The organism is Streptomyces sp. P3, from assembly GCF_003032475.1.
In the GTDB taxonomy this organism is placed as follows: domain Bacteria; phylum Actinomycetota; class Actinomycetes; order Streptomycetales; family Streptomycetaceae; genus Streptomyces.
The window spans coordinates 3082141-3106541 of record NZ_CP028369.1 but is presented as its reverse complement, the minus strand read 5'-3'; the positions used below and the strand labels follow the sequence as shown (position 1 = coordinate 3106541).

Below are 24401 nucleotides of genomic sequence, written 5' to 3'. Positions count from 1 at the left end.
GTGCTGGGCAGCCGTCAACCGTACGCGAAGGGGGCCCGCGAAGCCATGCGTGCCTACGCGTCGACCTGGACGAGCTTCTTGCCGTCGAACGTCATGACCTCGAAGTGGTCGATCTCGTTGGTCTTGAAGGCCGCGCCGCCCGATACGTAGAGCGGGTTCTTGGCCTGTTCGGTCTTGGCTCCGGGGAGGCCGTAGCCCCACTCCGGGACCGACCAGGAGGAGACCGTCTCGCGCTCGCCGTTCTTGCCGACGGCGATCAGCGAGCACTTCTCCGGACCCTTGACGTTCTTCAGCTCGACGCCGATCTCGGTGCCCCACGCCTTCTCGCCCATGGCGACGGTCGCGGAGACCTTGGTGGCGGAGTCGGTCGCGGAGACCCGCTGGGCGAGCGTGTCGAAGGCGTCCTTGGCGGAGTTCGCGGACTTGGTGGAGCCCGCCTGGACGCCCTTGCTCCCGCCGTCGCCGCCGGTCGCGGCCAGCACCGTGAGGGGGCCGCCGATGATCAGCGCGGCCGCGGCCGCCACCAGGAAGAAGGAGCGGCGGCGCTTGAGCGCGCGGCGCTCGGAGATCTCGTCGACCAGTCGCTCGGCGAGGCGCGGGCTGGGACGGGCGGACAGGGAGTCGCCGATCGCCGGGGTGCCGGAACCGGGCAGGTCCGCGAGTGCGGCCAGCATCGGCTCCATCCCGGCCAGTTCGTCGAGCTGCTGGGCGCACCATTCGCAGCCGGCGAGATGCGCCTCGAAGGCGGTCGCCTCGGAGTCGTCGAGGATGCCGAGGGCGTAGGCGCCGACGGTCTCGTGTTCGCTCGGGCTCGGAGATCCCACAGATCCCTGCATGGGGCCAGACATACCCGGCCCACCTGCTCCGAACCCCCCGTAAATGCTCATCACGCCGTCACCCCCCGCTCCTCCAGAGCCAGCTTCATCGACCGCAGGGCGTAGAACACCCGTGAGCGCACGGTGCCGCTGGGTATGCCGAGCGTCTCGGCCGCCTCGTTGACGGTACGCCCCTTGAAGTACGTCTCGACGAGCACCTCCCGGTGGGCCGGGGTCAGGTCGTCGAGCGCGTCGGACAGCGTCATCAGCCACAGCGCCTTGTCGATCTCGTCCTCCGCAGGAATGACCTCCAGCGGCGACGGGTCGACCTCCTGCGGCCGGGCCTGCCGGCTGCGGTGGCCGTCGATGACGATGCGGCGTGCGACCGTCACCAGCCAGGGGCGTACCGATCCGGTCGCCCGATTGAGCTGACCGGCGTTCTTCCAGGCACGGATGAGCGTCTCCTGCACGACGTCCTCGGCACGCTGCCGATCTCCGGCAACCAGGCGCAGGACATACGCAAGCAGGGGTCCGGCATGCTCCCGATACAGAGCACGCATCAGCTCCTCGTCAGGTTCCGAGGGCTGGGACATGCGATGTCGGGCCCTCGATCCACGTTCATTGGCCACGGCCGCATCTTTGCGCACGCCCACCTCCGGTGTCCGGGGGATCCCCCGTTCGGTCGCTCGACGACGGGTACGCAAGGGGGGTGTTGAGCGTTCAAGCCGTGGGGACACTTTTCTTCCGGGTGTCATGACGAGGGGGACATGGCGGCACATTCCCACCGTCTTTTCTTTACAAATCCGCCACACCGACAAGATCGCGCCGACTGCCCGTCGGCCGCCTGGGGTAAACGGTGTGTAATCGAAATCACTTCGACAATCGCCAGGCCACGGCTCCACGAAAGCCGCATACCCGGCAGGGCAGTTGGCGGACGGTCACCCGGAGTGCGGCCGCACGGCCGCCCGACGGGCCCTCAGGCGCGCGCGAGCGCGGCGCGCCGGCGGTGCCGCGCGACCCGTTCCCGGTTCCCGCAGACCTCGCTGGAGCACCAGCGCCGGCGGCGGCCCCGGGAGGTGTCGACGTACACGATCGGGCAGTTGTCCCCCGCGCACTGCCGCAGCCCGGCCCGGGCCACCGGATCGGTGAGCAGTTCCACCGCGTCCAGGGCGACCGCGGCGAGCAGCGCGGCGCAGCCCGGCGGCCGGTCCAACTCGCGCACCAGCGCGCCGTCCTCGCCACGCACGGCGCGAGGGACGGGCGGCGCGACCCGGGCGGCGTCGTTGACCCGGGCCAGCGCGAGGTCGTGGGGGGCGGCGGCGGTATGGGCCAGCCACTCGTGCACCAACTGTCCTATGTTGCGGCGCAGTTCCCGGAAGGCCGGCGGCCAGGACGGGTCGGCCTGGGTCAGCGGCGTGCCCGGCGGGACGAGTCCGCAGCCGCGGATCCACGCGCACAACGGCGCGACGCCGTCGAGATGTTCCTGGGGATGACTGGTCGCCAGCAGGTCGAGACAACACCGCCCGGCGTCGAACCGCAGCTCGTGGAAGTCCGTGACCGTCCCCAGTGCCATGCGCCACCGCCTTGGGCGTTCTCCCGGAAGAACCCTTTCCCCTCACAGTGCCAGCGCCGGAAGCCGATAACCAGTCCGCCCGGGGGCACTCCCCGGGGCAGTTGCGGCCCCCCGGGGCGGGCAAACCGCTCAGACGTCCGCGTACTTGGCGTCCGCGGCCGGATCGAGCGCCAGCCGGTACCCGCGCTTCACCACGGTCTGGATCAGCTTGGGCACGCCGAGGGCCGTCCGCAGCCGGGCCATCGCCGTCTCGACGGCGTGCTCGTCCCGTCCCGCCCCGGGCAGCGCCCGCAGCAGGTCGGACCGCGGCACCACCCACCCCGGCCGCCGCGACAGCGCCCGCAGCAGCGACATCCCGGCCGGCGGCACCGGCCGCAACGCCCCGTCCACCAGCACCGCATGGCCCCGGATCTCCACCCGGTGACCGGCGAGCGGCAGCGCCCGGGCCCTGGTCGGCAGCTCCTGGCACAGCAGCTGCACGAGCGGCCCGAGCCGGAACCGCTCCGGCTGGACGGTGTCCACGCCGCGCGCCTGCAGCGGCAGCGCGGTGACGGGGCCGACGCAGGCCGGCAGCACGTCGTGGTGCAGGGCGGTGAGCAGCTCGGACAGCAGCCCGCGCTCCTCCGCCCGGGAGAACAGCGAGACGGCCGCGGGCGCGCTGGTGAAGGTGATCGCGTCCAGCCCGCGCGCGACGGCGGCGTCGATGAGCCGGTCGAGCGGCGAGATGTCCTCCGGCGGCATCCACCGGTAGACGGGCACCCCCACCACCTCGGCGCCCGCCGCCCGCAGCGACTCCACGAACCCGGGCAGCGGTTCGCCGTGCAGCTGGACGGCGACCCGGCGCCCCTCGACGCCCTCCTCCAGAAGCCGGTCGAGCACCTCGGCCATGGACTCGCTGGACGGCGACCACGCCTCCGTGAGTCCGGCGGCCCGGACGGCGCCCTTCACCTTGGGGCCGCGGGCGAGCAGCTCCACGCCGCCCAGCCGGGCGAGCAGCTGCTCGCCCAGTCCCCAGCCGTCGGCGGCCTCGACCCAGCCGCGGAAGCCGATGGCGGTGGTGGCGACCACCACGTCGGGTGCCTGGTCGATGAGCTCCTTGGTGGCGGCGAGGAGTTCGCCGTCGTCGGCGAGCGGCACGATCCGCAGGGCGGGCGCGTGCAGCACCACCGCCCCGCGCCGCTGGAGCAGCGCGCCGAGCTCCTCGGCCCGTCGCGCGGCCGTCACGCCCACGGTGAAGCCCGCGAGAGGCCCGTGTTCGACGGCGCCCCGATGGCCGGTGGCCGGTTGTTGCTGTTCCTGGTGCATAGCTCTCGTCCCGCAGTCACGTCGCGTTTGACCTACATGCCGACGAGCCTGTCAACGGTGCGTGACAGGCTCGGTTCGGCTTCATGTCGCCCGTGTTACGTCACACCTCGGCGTAGCTGAGCTGCGGCTTCGCCTCGGATGCCGAGCCGGTGGCGGTCACCCGGCCGGCCGGGCGGCGAAGGTATACGGCCCAGGTCACCGCGAAGCAGGCGGCGTAGAAGGCGAGGAAGGCCACGAAGGCGCCGGTGCCGGAGCCGTAGGAGAGGAACGACTGCCGGAAGGCCAGGTTGATGCCGACGCCGCCGAGCGCGCCGACCGCACCGATCAGCCCCATGGACGCGCCGGACAGCCGGCGGCCGTAGGCGGCGGCCTCCTCGCCCTGGAGGCCCTTCGCGACGGCCTTCGCCTGGAAGATGCCCGGGATCATCTTGTACGTCGACCCGTTGCCCAGGCCGCTGAGCACGAAGAGCACCACGAAGACGACGACGAAGAGCGGCAGCGACTTCTGCATGCTGGCGAAGACGAGGACGGCGGTGGCGGCGGCCATGCCGACGTAGTTGTAGAGCGTGATCCTCGCGCCGCCGTACTTGTCGGCCAGCCAGCCGCCGACCGGGCGGATCAGCGAGCCGAGCAGCGGGCCGATGAAGGTGAGGTAGGCCGCCTGGAGGGGCGTCCGGCCGAACTGGTTCGTCAGGACCTGCCCGAAGGCGAAGCTGTAGCCGATGAACGACCCGAACGTGCCGACGTACAGGAAGGACATGATCCAGGTGTGGGCGTCCTTCGCGGAGTCGATCGCGGCGCCGGTGTCGTTCTTCACGGACGCCAGGTTGTCCATGAACAGCGCGGCCAGGGTCGCGGCGATCACGATCAGCGGGATGTAGATCCCGAGCAGCACGCGCGGGCCGCCGCTCGCGCCGATGACGGCGAGGCCGATCAACTGGAGGACCGGCACACCGATGTTGCCGCCGCCGGCGTTGAGCCCGAGCGCCCAGCCCTTCTTGCGGAGCGGGAAGAAGGCGTTGATGTTGGTCATGGAGGAGGCGAAGTTACCGCCGCCGATGCCCGCGATCAGGCCGACCAGCAGGAAGGTGTTGAAGGAGGTCCCGGGCTCCATCACCGTGAAGGCGGCGACGGTGGGGACCAGCAGCAGGGCGGCGGAGACGATCGTCCAGTTCCGGCCGCCGAAGACCGCGACGGCGAAGGTGTACGGCACCCGCACCACCGCTCCGACCAGCGTCACCATCGACGTCAGCAGGAACTTGTCGGCGGGGGTGAGGCCGTACTCGGGGCCCATGAAGAGCACCAGCACGGACCACATCGTCCAGATCGAGAAACCGATGTGCTCGGACAGGACGGAGAAGAGGAGGTTCCGGCGGGCGATCTTCTCGCCCTTCTCGTTCCAGAAGGCCTCGTTCTCCGGGTCCCACTCCTCGATCCAGCGGCTCCCCTTCTTGGCGGGGGACGGCAGTGCGGGGGCTGTACTCGGGGCTGTCATGACGCCTCCACGTGCTCCGGGCTCGAATGGTCCGGGGGGATGAGCGGTGATGACTCCCGAAGGTAGGGAGAGCGCGTTTCCGGGCTGTGGCTGTGAGTGACCGGAAAGGAACGTTGCTCTCACCTTGCGCGGACGCCCGGTGAGAGGTCGCGGAAAGGGCTCAGTCCTGGGGTGGCGGGCCGTAGGGGGCGTGGGGCCCGGGCTGCGGGGCCTGGGGGGCCTGGGGAGAGTGCGGGTGCTGCTGGGGGTATTGCTGGGGCTGGGCGTAGGGGGCGGGCTGATGGTGGGGGTGCGGCTGGGGTTGCGTGTACGGGCCGGACTGCGGCTGGGCCTGCGGGTACGGCTGCGGGTAGCCGTACCCGGGGGCGGCCGCCGGGGCGGTGCCGTACGGACCGTACGGAGGCTGGGCCGGGGGCGTCGGCGGCGCCTGGGCCGGGGCGTGGGCGGGCGCCCTGGGCGGTGTCCGGGCCGGGAGTCCGGCGCCGTAGGGGTTCCCGCCGTGACCGGCCCCCGTTCCCGCTCCCACTCCCGGGGGCAGGTACCGCAGGCGGCCCGTCGCGTCGGTCACCGGGGCGAAGCCGGCGGCCTTCAGCCGGGCCCCGGACGTGGCGTTGCGATGCCGGTTGACGGCGAAGCCGACGCCGCAGAGGGCCATGAGGGCGACCCAGACGGCGGCGGCGACGCCGAAATCGGCGCCCGTGGCGCCGAGCCGTATCCCGAGGACGGCGCAGCCCGCGGTGGCGCCCAGCGCGCCGTACCCCATCCGCTTCTCGGCCTGCCTGCCGGTGAGGTCGAAGGTGATGCGGGTCCTGAGGAGTTCGAAGGCGTCGGGAACCAGCGGCGGCAGGGAGAAGCCGTCGTGCGCGTTCGGGTACTGCGCCCAGTTCTGCGCGGCACGCGCACGTGCCTGCGGGCTGGGATCGGGGACGATCAGCAGCTTCAGCGCGTTGCCCTGCGAGCCGCCGTGTCCTGCGTCGGCGTACTCGTACCCGAACTGCTGGGCCACGAAGGCGAGCCGGGCCAGCTTCTTCACCGAGGCCAGCGGGCTGGTGAGCTCGACGGGCCCGCCTCCCGCCATCGACTTCAGCATGCTTCGCATCTGCCGCTTGCTCACCGGCACTCACTCCCCCACCAGCCGAACGACCGTTCACCCGCGCAACCCGGGCAGTCTTCCACACGCCCGCGGCCCCGGTGATCGGCGGCCGACCCGTTTGACCTGCCCCTCACCCCCGTCCGGCGAAGGAGCGTGGGCGGGACACACCCCGGGTCACGCCCGGTGCGCCCCGACGCGTCCGTCCGGCCACAGACGGGGCCTGCGGCGGGCCGCCAGGTCCTCGACCCAGCCGAAGCAGACGACGCAGGCCGCCGTGAGGAGCCAGACGAACGGCAGCTGCGGCCACGGGCTCTCCAGCACCCACGGGGCGTCGGTCTCCAGCCACGGAACGGCCCACAGCCGGTCCCACAGGGCCTCGACGACGCCGATGCACACGTTGTGCCAGAGATAGATCGTCACCGCACGGGAGTTGAGCAGGGTGATCAACCGGTCCCAGCGGCGCAGCCGGGCCGGCCACTCGGTCCACGACGGGCTGATGTGCAGGAGCAGCAGCACCGCGGCGAAGGACCACAGGGACTGCGCGAACGGCATGTCGTCGAGGTCGTGCCCCTCCCTGAGGTGGTGGCCCAGGGCGTACCAGAGACCGGTCGCCGCCACCGCCGGGGCCAGGGACGGCACCACATAGCGGGGCAGGCGACGCAACAGGCCCTCCTGGTGCGCCATGCCCAGCAGCCAGCACGCGCCGAACGTGCCGAGGTCCGTGAGGGCGGCCTGCAACCGCCAGCCGGGCAGCGACAGCGCGCCGAACTCCAGCGCGGCCGACAGCGCGACCGGCGCGAGGACCGTCGGCCAGGGCAGCCGGCGCAGGGCGCGCAACAGGAGCGGGGAGAGCAGGACGAACCAGAGGTAGGCCCGCAGGTACCACAGGGGCACCCCGATGTCGGTGGCCCAGTCGTCGCCGATCAGGTGGTACACGCCCGGCAGGGACTCACCGTACGGCGGGTCGCTCAGCGGGAGGACCCAGTACGCGAGGTGCAACCACCACCAGCCGGGGTGCCCTTCCTCGTCCGGGCCCCACCCCGCGGCCAGCATGCCCGTCACGCCGACCGCGCCCAGCAGCCACAGCGGCGGCAGCAGGCGGCGCATGCGTCCGCGCACGACCTCCAGCGCGGGGCGCCGGGTGAGCGAGCGGGCCATCAGGTTGCCTGCGAGCGCGAACATCACGCCCATCGAGGGGAACACGACGGGGAGCCAGGCCCAGCCCATCAGGTGGTAGAGGACGACCCGGAAGAGGGCGATCGCCCGCAGGAGGTCGAAGTAGCGGTCGCGCCCGCCGCCCTTCTTCCTCGCCTCCGAACCCTCGGCCGCACCCGGCTGCCTCGTCTGCTCGTACTGCCCGGCCTGCTCGTACTGCCCGGCCTGCTCGCTCAGTTGGGGCAGCCGCGCCGTACTGTCCGCCGGCCGGTCGTCCGCCGGCCGACCGCCCGGCTCCGTCCTCGGCTCGGTGCTCATCGGACCGCACCCCCGTCCAGGCTCGCGCCCGGCGCCACCGCGCCCGGCGGGGCGGCCACCTGCCCCTTGCGGCGCAGCTTCTGCCAGCGCAGCCGGCCGCCGGTGAGCGCGGTGATCCAGGACTGGAGCAGCACGATGTACATCAGCTGGCGGTAGAGCAGTTGCTGGAGCGGGAGGGAGATCAGCGGAGTCAGCCGCTCGCGGTCGAGGACGAACGCGTAGGCCGCGCAGCCCGCCTGGACGGTGAGCACGCCGAACCAGGCCGCGATCGTCTGGCCGGTCGGGCCGAACAGCAGGCCGTAGACGAGGAACAGGTCGATGAGGGGCGCGAGGAGCGGGGCGACGACCATGAAGAGGGAGACGAGCGGCAGGCCCACCCGCCCGAAGCGGCCCGAGGGTCCTCGCTCGACGAGTGCGCGTCGGTGCTTCCAGATCGCCTGCATGGTGCCGTAGCACCAGCGGTAGCGCTGGGACCACAACTGCTGGACGGACTCCGGGGCCTCGGTCCAGGCGCGTGCCTTCTCCGCGTACACGACGTGCCAGCCGTCGCGGTGGATGGCCATGGTGATGTCGGTGTCCTCGGCGAGGGTGTCGTCGCTCATGCCGCCGACGCGGTCGAGCGCGCTGCGGCGGAACGCCCCGACGGCGCCCGGGATGGTGGGCATGCAGCGCAGGACGTCGTACATCCGGCGGTCGAGGTTGAAGCCCATCACGTACTCGATGTGCTGCCAGGCCCCGATGAGGGTGTCCTTGTTGCCGACCTTGGCGTTGCCGGCGACCGCGCCGACCTTCGGGTCGGCGAACGGCTGGACGAGCTCGCGGACCGTGGACGGCTCGAAGACCGTGTCGCCGTCCATCATGACGATGAGGTCGTGCCGGGCGTTGGCGATGCCCCGGTTCAGGGCGGCGGGTTTGCCCGCGTTGAGCTGGCGCACGACGCGGACGCCGGGCAGCCGCAGATCCTCGACGATGCGGGCGGTGCCGTCGCTGGAGCCGTCGTCGACCACCAGGATCTCGATGGGATGTTCGCTCTCCATCAGCGAACGCACCGTGTTCTCGATGCACTTGGCCTCGTTGTAGGCCGGGACGAGCACCGAGACCGGTTCGGTGACGGGCGCGTCGGGACCCCAGACGAAGCCTCGGCGACGGGTACGGCGGGTGTGGATCGCGGAGAGCAGCAGCATCAGCCCGAAGCGGGCGAAGACCAGGACGCCGATGACGGCGAGGCCGACGACCAGGACGGCGGTGATGTCGTCGGAGGCGCCGACCAGGAAGACCCAGGCCTTGCCCTTCCACAGGTCGGTCCCGGTGACCGGGGTGTGCGCGCTGGGCGCCCGCAGGGCCTCGGTGAGGTTCTCGAACGCGTAGCCCTTCCGCGTGAGTTCGGGGAGGTAGACGTCGAGGGCCTGGACGGTCTCCCGGCGGTCGCCGCCGGAGTCGTGCATCAGGACGATGGCGCCCTTGCCGCCCTCGGGCGTGGCGTTGCGGATGATCTGCCGCACGCCCGGCCGCCGCCAGTCCTCGCTGTCGGCGGTGGTGAAGACGGTCAGGTAGCCGCGGGTGCCGACGTACTCGGTGACCGGCCAGGACTCGTCGTCGAGGGCGTCCGCGCTGGAGGAGTACGGCGGCCGGAAGAGGGACGTCCGGATGCCGGCGGCGCCCGCCAGGGCCAGCTGGTTCTGGGTGAGCTCCCAGTCGATGCGTTTCTTCGACTGGTAGGAGAGGTCGGGGTGGTTGAAGGTGTGCAGGCCGATCTCGTGGCCCTCGTCCACCATCCGCCGGACCAGGTCCGGGTAACGGGAGGCCATGGTGCCGGTGACGAAGAAGACGGCGTGCACGCGGTGCTTCTTCAGGACGTCCAGGACCCTGGGGGTCCACGTGGGGTCGGGCCCGTCGTCGAAGGTGAGCACGATCCGGTGGTCCGGCACCTGCAGGCTGGTCTCCTGTCCGCCGCGGGTGTCGACGACCGGGCCGCCGTCGAGGATCTTCTCGGGCACCGTGCCGGAGGCCGCCTCGGGGCGGATGCGGTGGTCGGCGAGGATCTCGCTGTGCACGTAGCCGCGCAGCATCAGCATCGCCATCATCGCGACGAGCACGAGCAGCGGCAGCAGACGGCGCAGTCTGAGAGGAGGCATCAGTCGGCGCCGTCCGGGCGGCGGGGCTGCCCCGTGCGCGGCCCGGCCGCGCCGTGCGCCGGACCGCCGGCCGGCCTTTCGCCCACCGTCCGGCTCACCTCCGGACGGGGCGGCGACCGAGGCGGTCTGACCGCCCGACGCGTGCGCGGAACGCCTGACTGCGGGCCGTCGGGGCGAACGCCGGCTGGTATGTGGTGCCATGAGAGCTGGTTCTCCGGGGACGAGAGTCGGACGAGGGTTTCGCGCCGCCCTCGGCGGCGGCATCGAGCCGCGCCGGCCCGACGACCGGGTCGGACGACCGGGCCGGGCGCGCGGCGAGCGGGACGGACTGCGAGCGGGACGACCGGGACGCGGAACGAGCGACGGACGCCGGACGGACACGGGAAGCGGGACGGAGCGGGAGTGCTTGCGGGCCCCGGACGTCGAGCGGACGGCGGAGAGCCGGGCGGGCGGCGGGGCGCGGAGAGCGGGAGGGATCAAGGGCGCGGGCGGCGGCACCGGGCGAGCCGGTGATGAGGAGCGGACGGGAACCGGCCTGGCGGGACCGTCGCGGACGGGCCGGACCCGGGCACGCCAGGCCGGCACAGCGCTCGGTCGGGCGGGACGGGGCCGCTGTCCCGCCCCTGCCGCGGGTCCGCGGGTCCGCGCCCCGGCCCCGGTCGTCCGCTCCCGCAGGGCTCCGCCGGTCCCCGCCCGCCCACCGCCGGGCGGTGGTCACGGAACTGTCAGGCTGCCGGGGGCGAGGCGGCCGAGGTCGGTTCCGCGGGGCCGCCGGCCACGGTGGTGGAGGCTCCGCCGGCCGGGGACGGGGACGAGACCGGCGAGGGGGACTCCGCGGGCGTGGAGGCCGGCGGCGGTGGCGTGGACGCCGGCGGCGCGATCACCGGGCCGCTCGGACCCGACGCCGGGGACCCGGTGGCCGTCGGGCCGGCACTGGGCCGGACGGCCCCGCTCGCCGTGGGCCCGGTCGTCGCGGACGCCCCACCGGTCGGCGCGGCGCTCCCCGCGACGCCCGGCGCCTTGCTCGCCCTCGGCCGGCCCGGTTCGGTGGCGGACCCGGAAGCCGTGGCTCCCGTCCCGCCGGGACGCACGGGGCCCGGCGCCCCGGGTCCCGAGGAGGCGGAGTCGTCGGGCGCCGAGGAACTGTCCACCTCACCGGCCGCCGGCTTGTCGTCGGCCTGGCCCGGCACCGGTACCGGCAGCCAGGGCGCTCCGGCGTTGCCCGAGAGCAGCGCGGCCACGATGACGACGGCGTACGCCCCGCACGCGATGCCCACGAAGATGCCGATACGGCGGAACGTCCGGCTGCGGCGACCGGACTCGTCGACGAAGACCGGGACGTCGGAGGCGGCGTCGGCGCCGTCCGGCCGCCCCTGCTTCAGCGAGTCGAGCTGGACGGTCACCTCGCCGGGATCGGCGCCCTCCCCGTCCGGGCCGCCGGGCTTCTCGCCCCAGGGGTCCCGCAGGTCGCTCGAGGGTTCGCTTCCGGGCGCCGCGTCCGGATCCGCCGGCGCCGCCAGGAGGCCGTTCTCACGCGGTGCGTCCATGAGCGAGCCGTATCCTCCGCCGCCTCCCGCCATCGGCGTCAGGGATCGCCCCCCGAGCCGGGGAGCGCTCCGAGATCCTGCCGCTCCCGCCCCCGCGACCGGCGCGCCCCTCGTCGGGCTTGCTGCCTCGGGCCACTCCGGTTGGGCTTCTTCTCGCCAATTCTTCATGTGCGCACTACCCCCCACAGAACTGTTTCCGGGTGCGCCTACGACCCCGAGCCCACGTCGACGGAACCGGGCCCCCACCCAGCCCTCGCGCCCCTTTTATCCCATTGCGCTCAGATCCACGAACCTAACGCAGGCCTGGGCCCGGCATTCGCGTTGTGTCATTTATGGACACAAGTCATGCCCATGCCCATGGCCGGTTTCCATCCCCGTACGGGCCGTCGACACGGCATTCCGACCGCCTGGAACCGATGGGCGCGGCGCAGGTCTTCAGCGGGCGCCGGAGAGACCAGCCCCTTCGTCACACCGGTGACGGGAGGGGACGAAGGGGCCGGCCGGGCGCGCGCACCGGACACCCCTCCAGGCATGGCCGGAAAGTACACCTTGATGGATGTCGGATTGCCTGCTTTTCTGACCGCGCGCCGACGCCAACCGATCATCGGTGCCTGGATGCGTCGGCTGCCGCAGCGGCCGGGACGCCAGGCGCGGCCGCACGCAAAAAGACCCCGCTCCCTGAGGGAGCGGGGTCTTCATGTCACATGGGATGAAGTGGAGATGGCGGGAATCGAACCCGCGTCCAACGGTGCAGAATCAGGGCTTCTCCGTGTGCAGTTCGCTGCGATTTTCTCGGCCCCGGTGATCACGCGAACAAGTCGCCGACGGGCCCAGTCACTGTTTGATTTCCCATCGAACCCCGTGACCGGGCTCAATGGTTTAGTTCCCTAGATTATGCCAGGATCCGGACCGGGAACACTTCCGGGCTGACACCCATTAAGGGTCCTACACTCGATGCTTATTAGGCAACGAGGGCGTAGGACTGGGAATCGCTCTTGTTATTGGCGATTATTTTTTGCGACATATGGTTTACGAGATCATTGCCGCTTCCTCGACACGCTTCCCCTGCTTCAACAGTCGCTGTCGAAACCGATCATCCCCATGTTGATTTTTCAAACTCCCTCCGAGGAGGGCCCGTGCCCGCTGCGGGGCACAGGTGCCATCGTACGTGACCAACGCACGCCGATGCCACCGTATTCCCCGCGGGCCGCCCGCTAGGCGTGCCGCTGCCTCCGCTTGACGGCGGCGATCGCCCGGTCCGTCTCCCTGCGGTCCTGCTGCTCGCGCAACGTCTGCCGCTTGTCGTACTCCTTCTTGCCGCGCGCCAGCGCGATCTCGGCCTTGGCCCGGCCGTCCTTGAAGTACAGGGCGAGCGGCACGATCGTGTGCCCCGTCTCCTCGGACTTCACCGCGAGCTTGTCGATCTCCTCGCGGTGCAGCAGGAGCTTGCGCTTGCGGCGCGCGGAGTGGTTGGTCCAGCTGCCCTGGCTGTACTCGGGGATGTGCGCGGCGTGCAGCCACGCCTCGTCGCCCTCGATCTGCACGAAGCCGTCGGTCAGCGAGGCGCGGCCCTGGCGCAGCGACTTCACCTCGGTGCCGGTGAGCACCAGGCCCGCCTCGTACACGTCGATGATCGCGTAGTCGTGCCGGGCCTTCTTGTTCTGCGCGACGATCTTGCGCTTGCCGTCCTTGGCCTTGCCGGACGCTGCCGCCCCGCCCTGCTTCGGCTGGGACTCCTTCGGTACGTACATTCCCTTGCTCATAGTCCCGCCATTTTCGCATCCGGAAGGGCCCGAAGGGAAAGCCGATTACGAGTGGATCCCCCGCGGCTGCCCGTGGATCCGCGGCGGCTACCGCTGGATACGGGGCGGCGGTCGTTCAGGACGCGTTCCCGAGTCCGCTCAGCACGGCCTCGGCCCGCCCCAGCGCCCCCTCGTCCGCCTCCAGGTCGGGCGTGATGCCGTGGCCGTCGACGCCGTGACCGGAGGGGGTGCGGTAGTGCCCGACGGTCAGCTCGGCGACGGAGCCGTCGGGCAGCCGGCGCGGCATCTGCACGGAGCCCTTGCCGAAGGTGCGCGATCCCACGACTATCGCCCGGCCGCGGTCCTGCAGGGCGCCGGTGAGCAGCTCGGCCGCGCTCATCGTGCCGCCGTCGACGAGGACGACCAGGGGCTTGCGGGTGTCGCCGCCCGCCTCGGCGTGCAGAGCGCGCTGGTCGCCGTCGACGTCGTAGGTGGCGACGAGGCCGCCGTCGAGGAAGACGGAGGCGGTGGTGACGGCCTCGGTGACCAGTCCGCCGGAGTTGCCGCGCAGGTCCAGCACGATCCTGCCGTCGGCCGGGGCCCGGCCGACGGCGCCCCGCACGGCGCTGCCGACGCCCTTGGTGAAGGCGGCCACGGTGACGACGGTGACCCGGTCGGCGAGTTCCCGGACGGTGACGGAGTCCGTGGACAGCAGCGCCCGGCGCACGGTCTCGGTCCACGCGCGCGTGCCGCGCTGCAGCCCGAGCCGGACGGGGGTGCCGGCGGACGCGTCACCGGCGTCACCGCGCAGTAACGCGACGACGTCGGTGACCGGGAGGCCGTCGACGGACCGCCCGTCGACGGTGCGCAACCGGTCGCCCGCGCGGATCCCGGCGGCGGCCGCGGGCGACCCCGGCTGCACCTTGGTGACCTCGATCCGGCCGTCCCGCTCGCGCCGCGTCTCCAGACCCACGCCGGTGTACCGGCCGTCGAGGGACTCCTCGAACTGCTCGTACTCGCCCTCGGAGTAGACGGCCGCCCAGCGGTCCCCGCTGCGGCTGACGGCCCGTTCGGCGGCCTCCATGGGGGACTTGCCGTCGGCGGCGGCCTCCTCGGCGGCGCGGGCGACGTCCTCCGAGTGACCGGCCGGGGCTGTGGCGGGTGCGGCGCCCGAGGCGCTCCGCGGCCCGTCGCCCGGCCCCCGCGGCAGCGATCCGGTCGCCGCACCGGCGACGAGGACGCTCGCGAACACCAATGTCAGCGCGGCCCCGCGGCCGAAACGGCGAGGCTGACAGAACAGGTCACGGCCTGACATGGCGGTGAGTCTAGGGGAACGCGAAGAGCCGTACGGACGGTTGACCGTACGGCTCTCGGGGCGTGTGTCACACCTTCAGGTACTTGCGCAACGCGAAGAAAGCGGCCAGGGCGGGCATCAGCACACTCGCGGCGAGGATCAGCGGAAGCTTCGTCAGCACGGCGTCCCAGCCCAGGAAGGTGATCAGGTTGAGCTTCTCGGACAGGGCCATGCCGTGGTCGATGGTGAAGTACCGGCCGACGACGAGGAACACACAGGCAAGCCCGCCGCCGATCACACCGGCCACGGCGGCCTCCATGATGAACGGCGCCTGGATGTAGAACCCGGAGGCGCCGACCAGCCGCATGATCCCGGTCTCGCGCCGACGGCTGAACGCCGAGACCCGCACCGTGTTGACGATCAGCAGGAGGGCGACGACGAGCATGAGCGCCATCACCCCGAGAGCCGCCCGGTTCATCAGGTTCAGCAGCTCGAAGAGGTTGTCCAGCGTGCCCTTCTGGTCCTGCACCGACTGCACGCCGTCCCGTCCGTCGAAGGCGGTCGCGATGACCTGGTACTTCTCCGGGTCCTTCAGCTTGATGCGGTACGACTCCTGCATCTGGTCCGGCGTGACCGAGCTGGCCAGCGGGGAGTCCCCGAACTGCTCCTTGTAGTGCTTGTACGCCTCGTCCTGCGACTCGTACGTGACCGTGTCGACGACCGACATCTTCTTGAGGTCGGTGAGGATGTCCTTCTTCTGGTCCGCGGTGACCGCGCCCTTGGCGCATTTGGCGTCCGACTCCGCGTCGCTCTTGTTGCACAGGTAGACGGAGACGTTGACCTTGTCGTACCAGTAGCCCTTCATCGCGCTGACCTGGTCGCTCATCAGGAGGGACCCGCCGAAGAGCGCCAGGGACAGGGCTACGGAGACGATGACGGCGAAGGTCATCGTCAGGTTGCGGCGGAGACCTACGCCGATCTCCGACAGTACGAACTGGGCGCGCATGGCGTGTTGTTCAGGCCTTTCCGGGGACGTCCGCGAGGGCGGGGGCGATGGCGGGGGCGATCAGTGCTGGTAGCCGTAGACGCCGCGTGCCTGGTCGCGCACGAGGCGGCCCTGCTCCAGCTCGATGACGCGCTTGCGCATCTGGTCCACGATGTTCTGGTCGTGTGTGGCCATCAGCACGGTCGTGCCCGTCCGGTTGATCCGGTCGAGCAGTTTCATGATGCCCACGGAGGTCTGCGGGTCGAGGTTTCCGGTCGGCTCGTCCGCGATCAGCAGCTTGGGCCGGTTCACGAAGGCGCGGGCGATGGCCACACGCTGCTGCTCACCGCCCGACAGTTCACCGGGCATCCGGTCCTCCTTGCCGCCGAGCCCGACGAGGTCGAGCACCTGCGGCACGGACTTGCGGATCTCGCCCTTCGACTTGCCGATGACCTCCTGCGCGAAGGCGACGTTCTCCGCCACCGTCTTGTTCGGCAGCAGCCGGAAGTCCTGGAACACCGTCCCGAGCTGGCGGCGCATCTGCGGCACCTTCCAGTTGGACAGACGCGCGAGGTCCTTGCCCAGGACGTGCACCTGCCCCTGGCTGGTCCGCTCCTCGCGGAGCACCAGCCGCAGGAAGGTGGACTTGCCGGAACCGGAGGATCCCACGAGGAACACGAACTCGCCCTTCTCCACCTCGAGGGAGACATCCCTGAGTGCGGGGCGGGTCTGCTTGGGGTAGACCTTGGAGACGTTGTCGAATCGGATCACGGATGCACCACGGGTCGCCGGGGGTAGATGAGCGTGACCATACGCGAACCGGGGAGGGCGGCGCAGGCGTCGGGAGGGGTTGGGTGGGGCTTGTGCGCTTTTGTACGGGACTCCGTGCGCCCTCCGCTCTTCGAGTGAGCCGCGCGGTCGCCGGAGGAACCTGGCACAGTGGAGAGGGAACGTTCGCGCCCCCGGAGGCGTTGTCTCCATGGAACCGGTGCAAGGAGGGCGAGGCGCATGACGTACGACCGGCTGGTGTGCGCTAACTGCGCGGCCCCCGTGAGCGAGGGCCGGTGCCCCGTGTGCCGCGCGAACCGCGAGCGGCTGCAGCAACAGGAGAACTTCTTCGCGGGGCTGAACCCGATGGCGCTGATCGCGCTGCTGGCGGTGCTGGTGGCGGCGGTGGCGCTGCTCGCCCACCAGACCGCGTAGACCGCCCGTCACAGCCACACCACGCACATCACAAGGGGCCCGGAGCTGATCGGGCGCTGTTGGTTTATTCGCGCCCTATGTGACGTCGGCCTTCAAGACCCGGTTGTGGTCTCGAAGGCCGACAGTATTCACGGACGAGAAGTTCGTCGATCTGTTCCCGGTGCGGGGCGGGTCTGCCTGGTCAGGGGTCGGCTCGCGCTGGTACTGGTGTTGCAGTTCGTCGAGGGCTGACCGGCCGGCAGGCTGCGGAAGCAAACCAACAGCGTCGGGCAGACCTCCCGGGGCCCCGCGGGGGCCTCAGCCTCCGACCACGACCCCCTCATCCTCGGTCCGGGTCGGGTTGACGCTGTCGAAGAGGACCTTGTGGGAATTACGGTCGAAATAAAACGTCGCGGTGTACAGACCGCCCGTGATCTCCTCGTTCACTTCGGGGCTGGTCACCCACTCGGTCTTCCCTCCCACGGAACCACTGAGGGGGTCGGGAATGTCCTCGGGCTGAGCCTTCTCGAATGTCCGACCGGAGCCGCCAAGAATCTCTTTCATATCCGCGGCCGTGGTCTCGAAGTAGCCGACCATTCTGATGTCGCTCGGGCCGGGGACGCGGGACGAGCCGCCGGCGAGGTCCATCGCACACCATTCGGTGCTGACCACCTTCCCCAGTGCGGAGAAACGGTCGGCGACCTGCTGTGTGGTGTCACGGACCTCGCATCCCGCCGAGGCGCCGTCCGTTCCGGGAGCGGACCCCTGCTGTTCCGGGGAACCGCAGGAGCCCACCGAGACGACCGCGGCGACGACGAGTGCGCCCCTGAGTGCGACGCCGGCTCGCGTGGTCACCCGCGGCCTCCGCCGGACACGAGCGTGGAGCCCAGGATGTCGCCCCGCCGCCAGGTGACCTCTCGGGTGACCGTGCCACGGCTGATGAAGGGCTTGGCCCACCCGAGCGTGGCGAATCTGCCGTTGACCTCATCGGGCGTTCCGGTGTTGATGTCGCTCATCCCCTTGTTGAAGTCGTAGCGGTCCTTGGCGTGGATGGTGATCCGCATGGTGAACGAGTCACCACTGGTCTTGACCGACGCGCTGCCCCAGATCTTGTGCTCACCGATCGCCTTCTGCCAGTTCTCGGTGTCCGGGTAGGTCTTGCCGCCGACGTTGGTGGCCTTACCCGTGATGTCGAACGTCGACTTCTTGTTGGCCTTCTGGATCTTCTCGGCCCACGTCTGGGCCAACGCGACCTCCCCGTCCACCGCGGCGCGAATCCCCTTGTCCTGGTCGTACGCCTTCTCGTAGTCGAGTTCCGCGTCCAGCCCACTGCCGTCCATGTAGTGCGCGTACATGCCGACCGCGTCGCCGAGGTCGCCTCCGTGGCCCCCGAAGGTGTCGCAGGCGCTGATCCAACTGCACCAGAAGGCGCCTGTGTTCTTGCCCTGCCACTTGAGCCAGGTAGTGTAGTCGCTCGCCGTGGCCTCGGCACTCGGGTCGTAGGGGAAGTCGTCGCGATAGTAGACGTAGGGCTCCTGCGCGCTACCCACGACGTAGTGCCCACCGCTGCCAGAACCGGAGGCCGTGCCTCCACCGCTTTGGCCGCCCTTGTTCCCACGTCCGCTGCGGGAGCTCTTCTCGGAGGTGACGGGCTTGCCTCCGACGCACTTGATTTCGCCGGTGTAGCACTCCGTGAGGATCTGGCCGGTCGGGTCGCTGTAGGTGGCCGGGTTGTTGGCCGCATAGGCGTAGCCGCTCATGGTCTGCGGCTTGTCCGTCTCCAGAGCGGGGTCGACGCTGATGAACTGGCCGATCTCGGGGTCGTACTCCCGGGCGGCGATATGGGTCAGCCCGGTCGTCACATCCTCCGTCTTGCCGAGGAAGCCCTTGTCGGTGGGCCAGTCGCCTCCTGTGGTGGCGCCGCGTTCCGCGCCGAAGGGCGTCATACGGCGCTTGATCAACCCCTGCGTGTCGTAGGTGAGGGCGAGGGTCTGTGTGCCGTGGTGGTCACCGGCGAGATAGAAGAGTTTCTCGCTGCCGGACTCGTTGCTGCGGACGGCGACCGTGAGGTCCCCGGATCCGTAGGTGCGCTGGGCCCACATGGTGCCGTCGGCTCTGAGGTGGAGTTCGGTCGCTCCGGCGTACAGGACGTGCTCGCCGCCGGAGGTGCCGCGGATCAGCAGGGTCCCCTCGGCGTCGTAGAGGTAGTCGGTCGCCTTCTTGCCTTCGGTGACCTTGGCCAGCTTGCCCTCGTCGGACCAATTGAGGTCCTGGGCCGCCGTCTTGCCCGGCCTGCTTTCGGTGTTGCCGGCCGGGTCGTGGCCGTAGACCCGGTCGGGTGCGGCACAGTCGGCCTTGGCGCTGGTGCCGGTCAGGGCGTGCGGCTTGTCCCCCTTGTAGCAGTAGGTGGTCGTGGTGGCGCCCGACGTGGTGTGCGTGGTCTCGGTGGTGCGCTGGCCGGCCGTGTCGTAGGTGTGGCTGGTCCAATACGGTGCCGGACCGGAGAGGCTGGAAGCGCTGCGCGCATCTGCACAGTTCTGGGACTGCGGGGTCCAGGCCTCAGTCATACGCCGATGTCCGTCGTACGCGTAGCATTGCGTCTCCGCCGCGCTGCCGCCGCCGAGGGTGGCGGGGTCTGCGATGGAGGTGACGTTGCCGGCCTGATCGAAGGCGTAGTTGAGGTCCTGCAGCATGTACGGGTGGGTCTGGTCCGTGACACGACTGCGGGTCAGCCGCCCGGTTCCCTCCTCATAGGTATTGGTGGCATAGGCCTTTTTGTGCGCCTCGGTGTTCGCGACCCCGAGCGTCAGTTGCTGGGCCTGGCCGAGGGCGGAGTAGGCCACGTCCAGTAGATAGCCGGTGCTGCCGCTGATCGACGTGACGTTGCCGAGGCCCGTGTAGTCGTAGCTGACGATCTCCGGCGGCAGGCCGCCGAGCGCCGGTTCCCGGGTGTTCTGTAGGGTTCCGTTGATGTTGTAGTAGCTGGTGGACTCCAGTACCGACGGAGCGCCTGCCTTGACGAGTGGATCATCGCCCGGCAGTTCGAGCTTGGTGGCGACGGGGCGTGACTGGCTGTCGTAGGCGGTGATCGTCTTGGTGTACGCCTTGCCGGTCTTGCCGCCGACGTAGCGAGTGGACGAGGCCGGCTTTCCCTTGATGACCGTGTCGTAGGTGTGCGCGGTGAGCTGGTTGGCGTCGGTCTTCGACCCCGCCCAGGTGCCCGTGACCCGCCCGATCGCGTCGTAGTCGGTAAGGATGCTCTTCTGACGTGCGTCCGTCGCCTTGATCGCCTGATCGAGGGCGTTGTACTCGGTCTCGGCCTTGCCCTTGTCCGGGTCGTCCACGTAGACACGGCGGCCGAAAAGGTCGTAACCGTAGGTCCACGCCGAGCCGTCGGCGCCGATGATCGACTTCTCTTTGTCGTCCAGCGTGTAGCCGAACTTCACGGACGCGTACGCCGTCCCGGGGCTGGTGCCGAATTCGGCGTCCGCCGGGCTGGTCCCCTCGTACTGGCGGGTCTCGACCGTACGGCCGCGGGTGTCGGTGACGGTCCGCGAGGCGCTGCCGCCCTGGATCGCCGTGGTGGCGGTGGAGTCACCGGTGTGGCTCGTGGTCGTGGTCCACTTCTTCACCCCGTAGACGTACAGGGTGCTGGCGGTGGTGCGCTCTGCGCCGTCGTAAACCGTTTCCGTCTGTTTGGGCGCCTCGCCGTACTCGGCACGTGTGTAGGTGCCGTTCGGGACGTTCGTGCTGTCGAAGATCTCGTCGTAGCTCTCGTAGGCCAGGCCCCGGCTGTCGTAGCGGGTGTCGGTGAGCAGGCGTCCGCCCTGGGGGCTCGGAGCCTGGGTCTGCAGCTTTCGCAGCAGCGCATCATAGATCTCGTACGTGGTGTTGTACGTCCTGCCGTCGGCCTTGATCGTCGACGTCGACACCGAGGACGGCTTGGTGTTGCTGAGGTGGTAGGCGAAGGTGCCGTTGGCGCTCTGGGCGGCGGCCCGGTTCCGGTTGGGCAGCCATACGGCGGTGATCCGGCCGAGCGCGTCGTACGTGAACTCCGTCTTCTTAGCGTTCGCGTCGTAACTGCGGTCGACCTGACCGCGCCTCGGGTCCAGGTAGTTGATGGTCTTGTGACCCATGGCGTTGGTGGTGACGGTCCTAGTCGGCGGTCCCACGTCGGTGGGGGTGTACGCGGTGGTGGTCGGGTTGCCCGCCGAGTCGGCGACGAAGAGGGTGCGGCCCAGGGTGTCGTAGGTGGTCCTGCCGGTGGTCTGCCAACCGAAGGGAACGCGCTGCCCGTTCGTCGCCCCCGCCGGGTAGCCGGTGGCTCGTCCGCTCCAGGTGGCCGCACCCTTGGTCGGCCGCTGGTTCTCGCTCCAGGCGGTGGCGGACGGGCTGTCGTAGACGGTGGCGGAGTCGGACAGGACGTCACCGCGCGTCTCGGAATTCGTCGGCAGGCTCAACCCCGCGTCGGTGACGGAGCAGGAGCGGCCGACAGTACGCACCCGCGACGTCAGCGCGGTGATGCCGATGTCGGCGTTGCGGGCGTACCAGGTGCGAGTGCAGGTCTGGTCGCCGCCCTTGCCGATCTCACCGGAGTCGTCAACGGTGACGGCCATGCCGTAAGAGTCGAAGCCGGTGGTGGTCGTGCGGGCACGCCAGGTCTTGGGGCCGGTCAGATAGGTGTGCGTGGTGGTCTGCTCGGTCCGCACGAAGCGAGCCACGGCGTCGGAGGCGTCGGGCAGGTCCTGGCGGGCGGTCTCCTTGGACCACGGGTCGTTGACGGTCACGGAGACGGGGGTGGAGCCGTTGTAGGTGACCTCCTCGCGTAGCTGTCCGCCGTACTGCCCGCTGTCTGCAATCGAGGCGATACCGAGGTCGGGGGCGGTCAGCGGGGCGAGGGTGACGGACTTCGTGGTGCCGTCCTTCTTCTTGTCGCCGTGCATGCCCTGGAGGTAGAGGGAGACGGTTCTGGACCGGGTGGTGTCGGTGGCCCCGGTGTAGGAGGTCACCTGACGGTAGCCGCGCCAGTCTGACCAGGTCCGCTCGTCCTTCGGGGTCAAGGGATCGTCGTTGTGTCGCCAGGCCGCGCCCTGGTAGGCGTAGGAATGCTCGACGGTGTCGTTCTGGCCGGCCGGGTCGGAGACGACCACGGCGAGCACCCGGTACTTGTGGAACCAGTCCACCGACGCCTCGGAACCGCCGTTGATGTTCCAGTACTGCGGGTAGCAGGAGCCGGTGTTGGTGTCCTCGGCGGCGCCTACGACCTCACTGCGCACGCACTCCGGCGAGGACAGCGTCACCGTGGTGATCGCGCCCGTCTCCGAGGTGATCGTCGACAGTCGGGGGCGGGTCAGCGGCAGGATGTCGTCGACCCCGTCCACCCGGTTCGGCCGCATCTGGTAGGTGAACGACAGCGGGTCCAGGGTGATGTCGGTGCCCGCCTTGCCAGTCCGCTTGATCGAGGTCAGGGTCAGCGTCTGGTCGCTGGAGTCACCGATGTCCCCACCGTCCAGGTACTTCTGGTTCAGCACCCAGGAGTCCACGGCCGCGTAGGCACTGGTGGCGGCGGACCAGGAGTAGGTGTTGATGTCCGTGAGCCGCTTGCGGGTGAAGAAGGACGGGGCGGAGGTCTTGCAGTCCTTGTCATCGGCGCCGCTCGCGCAGATCGCGTCGAACGGCACGTCCGGCCAGTTCTCCGCGGTGTTCTTGGTCAGCTCGGAGCAGTCGGACGCGGTACAGCGCTCGGCGTACGAGAACGTGACCTTGGCGTCGGCGTCGTCGGTGAAGAGCGCGCCCTTGCGTAGACCGTACTTGATCTCCCTAAGGTAACCGCCACGCGTGTAGGCGGCGTTGGCGGTGGTGGCCTTGTTCTTCTTGTAGTGGTTGGTCTCCTTGGTGTACCAGTACGTGACCGCGTTGCCGTGGGTGTCCACGACGTAGTCGAGGTTCCACCGCCAGGCCTGAGTCACCGCCCGGTCCCCGAAGGAGTCACCGGCGTCGTAGCCGGGTTCGCCGGAGTCGTCGCCGAAGACGGGCACGGTCCAGGTGGAGTTGGTGCGCTGGTCGCCGGCGCCGTCGAGCTTGTTCAGGCCGAAGACGTACTTCGTGCCGTCGCCGGTGACGACGGTCCAGTGCTCGCCGTTGTTGTCACCGTTGTCCGCGCCAGTGTCACGGGTGACCTTCGAGGCGTTGTCGTCCTTCAGCCGCCACTCGCCCGAAGTGCCATCCTTGACCAGCTGGTTGCTCTTGCCGTTCAGCACCAGCCGGGCGTTGTCGTACTTCCAGCACTGGTCGAAGACCTCGGTGTGGCCGTCCTGGTCACAGCTTCCGTACGAGCGCTCGACGTAGGACTCCGTCAGGGCGAAGCCCTCACCCAGCGTGGTGCTCTGGTTGTTCGTCGACGCGGTGCGCCCGTCGATGCCACCCGAGTCGTACGACAGCGCGAGCCCGGGCACCGGTCCCGCCGCAGCGGGCGGCATCACGAGGTCGTAGGACCAGGTGAAGGAGCCGGAGCTGCCTCCCGCCTCCCACTTAGAGGACTCCGCCAAGGGGGTCGCCGTGTAGTTGCCGAGGCCCGAGGGCGACTTACCCGAGGCGTCCGTCGCGGTGACCGCAAACACGGAGGCGGATGTCCCGGCGGCGAGCTGAGTCGATGCGCCGCTCTTCGCCTCGGCCACCGGCACTTGGGCGGAGACGGTCTGGTCCGATGTGTCGTTGCGAAACGTCAACGGTGTCTGCTTACGGCACTCCGTCTTCTGCGGGGTGCTCAACGCGCAGGAGGGAAGCCGCACCAGGCCCAGCCGCTGGGCCCAGCCGCCACCCACCGCGCCGGCGAAGCCGCTGTAGTCGACGCTCAGATCGACCGAGCCCGCGGCGCTCGCCTCGACAGACAGCAGCACACCGAGGACGCCTGCTCTGTCCGCCGCCTTCTGGTCGAGTACCGAGACGTGTGCCTCGGTCCCGTCCACGGCCAGCGCCTTGGACTTCGGCCTGACGGCCATCGGCAGACCACCGGGCGATGCCTCGCCTTTGCCCTTCAGCTCCACGGTCGCCTCGTCGAACTTCGGCCAGGCAGTCTTTCGCTCTGCCCGGGCTTTCTCCGCCTGCTGGGCGTTGGCCTTGCTGTCCTTGACGACCTTCTGCCGTGCCTTCTTCGCGCCCTGCCCGGATACTGCCTTGACCTTGCTCACCCGCTGCTCGGGCAAGTCCGGACGGCCCAGGCCGCCGGTACTCGCCTCGGCGAGAGGAGCGATACCTGTCGGTATCACGAGCGACAGCGCGACGACGGCCACCAGCGACCATGGTCTGTGCTGGCTCGCCCTCTCCGCTCGGCTCTTTCCGATCCCATCGAATGACATGGTTGATGTACACCCCGTTCAGATAAGTCTGGAATGCCGAGAGCACTCCGGGAGGAAGGATGAGCTGCCAGGCGGCGGCCACGGGTACTAAAGCGGGCGGGCGCTCGCCCCTCGCTACATCTGAACGTCATTGACCAAAAGGGACGCACCACACCGGAACATGGCCACCTCAGAGCGCACAGGGACCGCACCCGAGCGCCGAACCGCATCAGACGCGTGGGGGCGAAAACGCCCCATCTCCAGGCCGGGACGCAGCGCTGCCGCGTCTGTGATCCGTCCACACCAAAAGCGCGTCTACCGGTTGGGCTCCCGTCGGCTCACCGTCGTCCAACTCCCGCCGACATCCCGTACGACAACCGGCGCGATCGGCATTGCTCCCAGCACGCTCGGCGCAGTCCCGGTCA

General features: G+C 70.1%; 16 protein-coding genes and 1 other RNA gene. 1 reads left to right on the top strand and 16 read right to left on the bottom strand.

Annotation, left to right across the window (positions count from 1 at the left end):
• Nucleotides 1–53 precede the first annotated feature (53 nt).
• From C6376_RS13900 to ftsE, 14 genes are all read right to left on the bottom strand, one after another.
• A complete protein-coding gene (locus tag C6376_RS13900) occupies nt 54–887 on the bottom strand; it encodes an anti-sigma factor (RefSeq protein ID WP_301554694.1) in 834 nt (277 codons plus the stop codon).
• The gene (locus tag C6376_RS13895) at nt 887–1408 is read right to left on the bottom strand and encodes a sigma-70 family RNA polymerase sigma factor (protein ID WP_010039908.1); all 522 of its coding nucleotides are present in this window, start codon (nt 1406–1408) and stop codon (nt 887–889) included. The genes C6376_RS13900 and C6376_RS13895 overlap by 1 nt, the downstream gene beginning before the upstream one ends.
• 383 nt (nt 1409–1791) lie before the next feature.
• On the bottom strand, nt 1792–2388 hold the full coding sequence (locus tag C6376_RS13890) for an ABATE domain-containing protein (RefSeq protein ID WP_107443704.1): 597 nt from the start codon (nt 2386–2388) through the stop codon (nt 1792–1794).
• 129 nt (nt 2389–2517) lie between these two features.
• The gene (locus C6376_RS13885; protein ID WP_107443703.1) at nt 2518–3693 is read right to left on the bottom strand and encodes a uroporphyrinogen-III synthase; all 1176 of its coding nucleotides are present in this window, start codon (nt 3691–3693) and stop codon (nt 2518–2520) included.
• 100 nt (nt 3694–3793) lie between these two features.
• A complete protein-coding gene (locus C6376_RS13880) occupies nt 3794–5188 on the bottom strand; it encodes a NarK/NasA family nitrate transporter (protein ID WP_107443702.1) in 1395 nt (464 codons plus the stop codon).
• Between the two features lie 160 nt (nt 5189–5348).
• On the bottom strand, nt 5349–6302 hold the full coding sequence (locus tag C6376_RS13875; RefSeq protein ID WP_107443701.1) for a hypothetical protein: 954 nt from the start codon (nt 6300–6302) through the stop codon (nt 5349–5351).
• 153 nt (nt 6303–6455) lie between these two features.
• Nucleotides 6456–7754: an acyltransferase gene (locus tag C6376_RS13870; protein ID WP_254075935.1), complete on the bottom strand. Its 1299-nt coding sequence runs from the start codon at nt 7752–7754 to the stop codon at nt 6456–6458.
• On the bottom strand, nt 7751–9889 hold the full coding sequence (locus C6376_RS13865; RefSeq protein ID WP_254075934.1) for a bifunctional polysaccharide deacetylase/glycosyltransferase family 2 protein: 2139 nt from the start codon (nt 9887–9889) through the stop codon (nt 7751–7753). The genes C6376_RS13870 and C6376_RS13865 overlap by 4 nt, the downstream gene beginning before the upstream one ends.
• 725 nt (nt 9890–10614) lie before the next feature.
• Complete coding sequence (locus C6376_RS46125; RefSeq protein ID WP_107443700.1) at nt 10615–11436, bottom strand: hypothetical protein; 822 nt, start codon at nt 11434–11436, stop codon at nt 10615–10617.
• Between the two features lie 712 nt (nt 11437–12148).
• Nucleotides 12149–12537, bottom strand: a transfer-messenger RNA (tmRNA) gene (gene ssrA / locus C6376_RS13855).
• 113 nt (nt 12538–12650) lie between these two features.
• Entirely contained in the window at nt 12651–13199 is a 549-nt protein-coding gene (gene smpB / locus C6376_RS13850; RefSeq protein ID WP_107443699.1) for an SsrA-binding protein SmpB, read from the bottom strand.
• A gap of 115 nt (nt 13200–13314) precedes the next feature.
• Nucleotides 13315–14493, bottom strand: coding sequence for a S41 family peptidase (locus tag C6376_RS13845; protein WP_173985639.1), 1179 nt, complete (start codon nt 14491–14493; stop codon nt 13315–13317).
• 67 nt (nt 14494–14560) lie between these two features.
• Entirely contained in the window at nt 14561–15478 is a 918-nt protein-coding gene (ftsX, locus tag C6376_RS13840) for a permease-like cell division protein FtsX (protein ID WP_107443697.1), read from the bottom strand.
• A 60-nt stretch (nt 15479–15538) separates the two neighbouring features.
• Nucleotides 15539–16228 (bottom strand): cell division ATP-binding protein FtsE, encoded by a 690-nt coding sequence (gene ftsE / locus C6376_RS13835; RefSeq protein WP_057574412.1) that lies wholly within the window; start codon nt 16226–16228, stop codon nt 15539–15541.
• A 237-nt stretch (nt 16229–16465) separates the two neighbouring features.
• Between ftsE and C6376_RS13830 the strand changes: the two genes are divergently transcribed.
• Nucleotides 16466–16660 carry a hypothetical protein gene (locus tag C6376_RS13830; RefSeq protein WP_107443696.1) on the top strand — a complete coding sequence of 65 codons (195 nt, stop codon included), beginning with the start codon at nt 16466–16468 and terminating at the stop codon, nt 16658–16660.
• A 297-nt stretch (nt 16661–16957) separates the two neighbouring features.
• Here C6376_RS13830 and C6376_RS13825 read toward each other — a convergent pair whose 3' ends face one another.
• Nucleotides 16958–17494 carry a hypothetical protein gene (locus tag C6376_RS13825; RefSeq protein WP_107443695.1) on the bottom strand — a complete coding sequence of 179 codons (537 nt, stop codon included), beginning with the start codon at nt 17492–17494 and terminating at the stop codon, nt 16958–16960.
• Nucleotides 17491–23931 (bottom strand): RHS repeat-associated core domain-containing protein, encoded by a 6441-nt coding sequence (locus C6376_RS13820; RefSeq protein WP_254075933.1) that lies wholly within the window; start codon nt 23929–23931, stop codon nt 17491–17493. Before C6376_RS13820 ends, C6376_RS13825 begins: the two co-directional genes overlap by 4 nt.
• Between the last annotated feature and the right edge of the window lie 470 nt (nt 23932–24401).

What these genes read in the sequence shown, in the direction of transcription:
- C6376_RS13900 (WP_301554694.1), bottom strand. Translation starts at nt 887, where the DNA reads ATGAGCATTTACGGGGGGTTCGGAGCAGGTGGGCCGGGTATGTCTGGC.
- C6376_RS13895 (WP_010039908.1), bottom strand. Translation starts at nt 1,408, where the DNA reads ATGTCCCAGCCCTCGGAACCTGACGAGGAGCTGATGCGTGCTCTGTAT.
- C6376_RS13890 (WP_107443704.1), bottom strand. Translation starts at nt 2,388, where the DNA reads ATGGCACTGGGGACGGTCACGGACTTCCACGAGCTGCGGTTCGACGCC.
- C6376_RS13885 (WP_107443703.1), bottom strand. Translation starts at nt 3,693, where the DNA reads ATGCACCAGGAACAGCAACAACCGGCCACCGGCCATCGGGGCGCCGTC.
- C6376_RS13880 (WP_107443702.1), bottom strand. Translation starts at nt 5,188, where the DNA reads ATGACAGCCCCGAGTACAGCCCCCGCACTGCCGTCCCCCGCCAAGAAG.
- C6376_RS13870 (WP_254075935.1), bottom strand. Translation starts at nt 7,754, where the DNA reads ATGAGCACCGAGCCGAGGACGGAGCCGGGCGGTCGGCCGGCGGACGAC.
- C6376_RS13865 (WP_254075934.1), bottom strand. Translation starts at nt 9,889, where the DNA reads ATGCCTCCTCTCAGACTGCGCCGTCTGCTGCCGCTGCTCGTGCTCGTC.
- C6376_RS46125 (WP_107443700.1), bottom strand. Translation starts at nt 11,436, where the DNA reads ATGGACGCACCGCGTGAGAACGGCCTCCTGGCGGCGCCGGCGGATCCG.
- smpB (WP_107443699.1), bottom strand. Translation starts at nt 13,199, where the DNA reads ATGAGCAAGGGAATGTACGTACCGAAGGAGTCCCAGCCGAAGCAGGGC.
- C6376_RS13845 (WP_173985639.1), bottom strand. Translation starts at nt 14,493, where the DNA reads ATGTCAGGCCGTGACCTGTTCTGTCAGCCTCGCCGTTTCGGCCGCGGG.
- ftsX (WP_107443697.1), bottom strand. Translation starts at nt 15,478, where the DNA reads ATGCGCGCCCAGTTCGTACTGTCGGAGATCGGCGTAGGTCTCCGCCGC.
- C6376_RS13830 (WP_107443696.1), top strand. Translation starts at nt 16,466, where the DNA reads ATGACGTACGACCGGCTGGTGTGCGCTAACTGCGCGGCCCCCGTGAGC.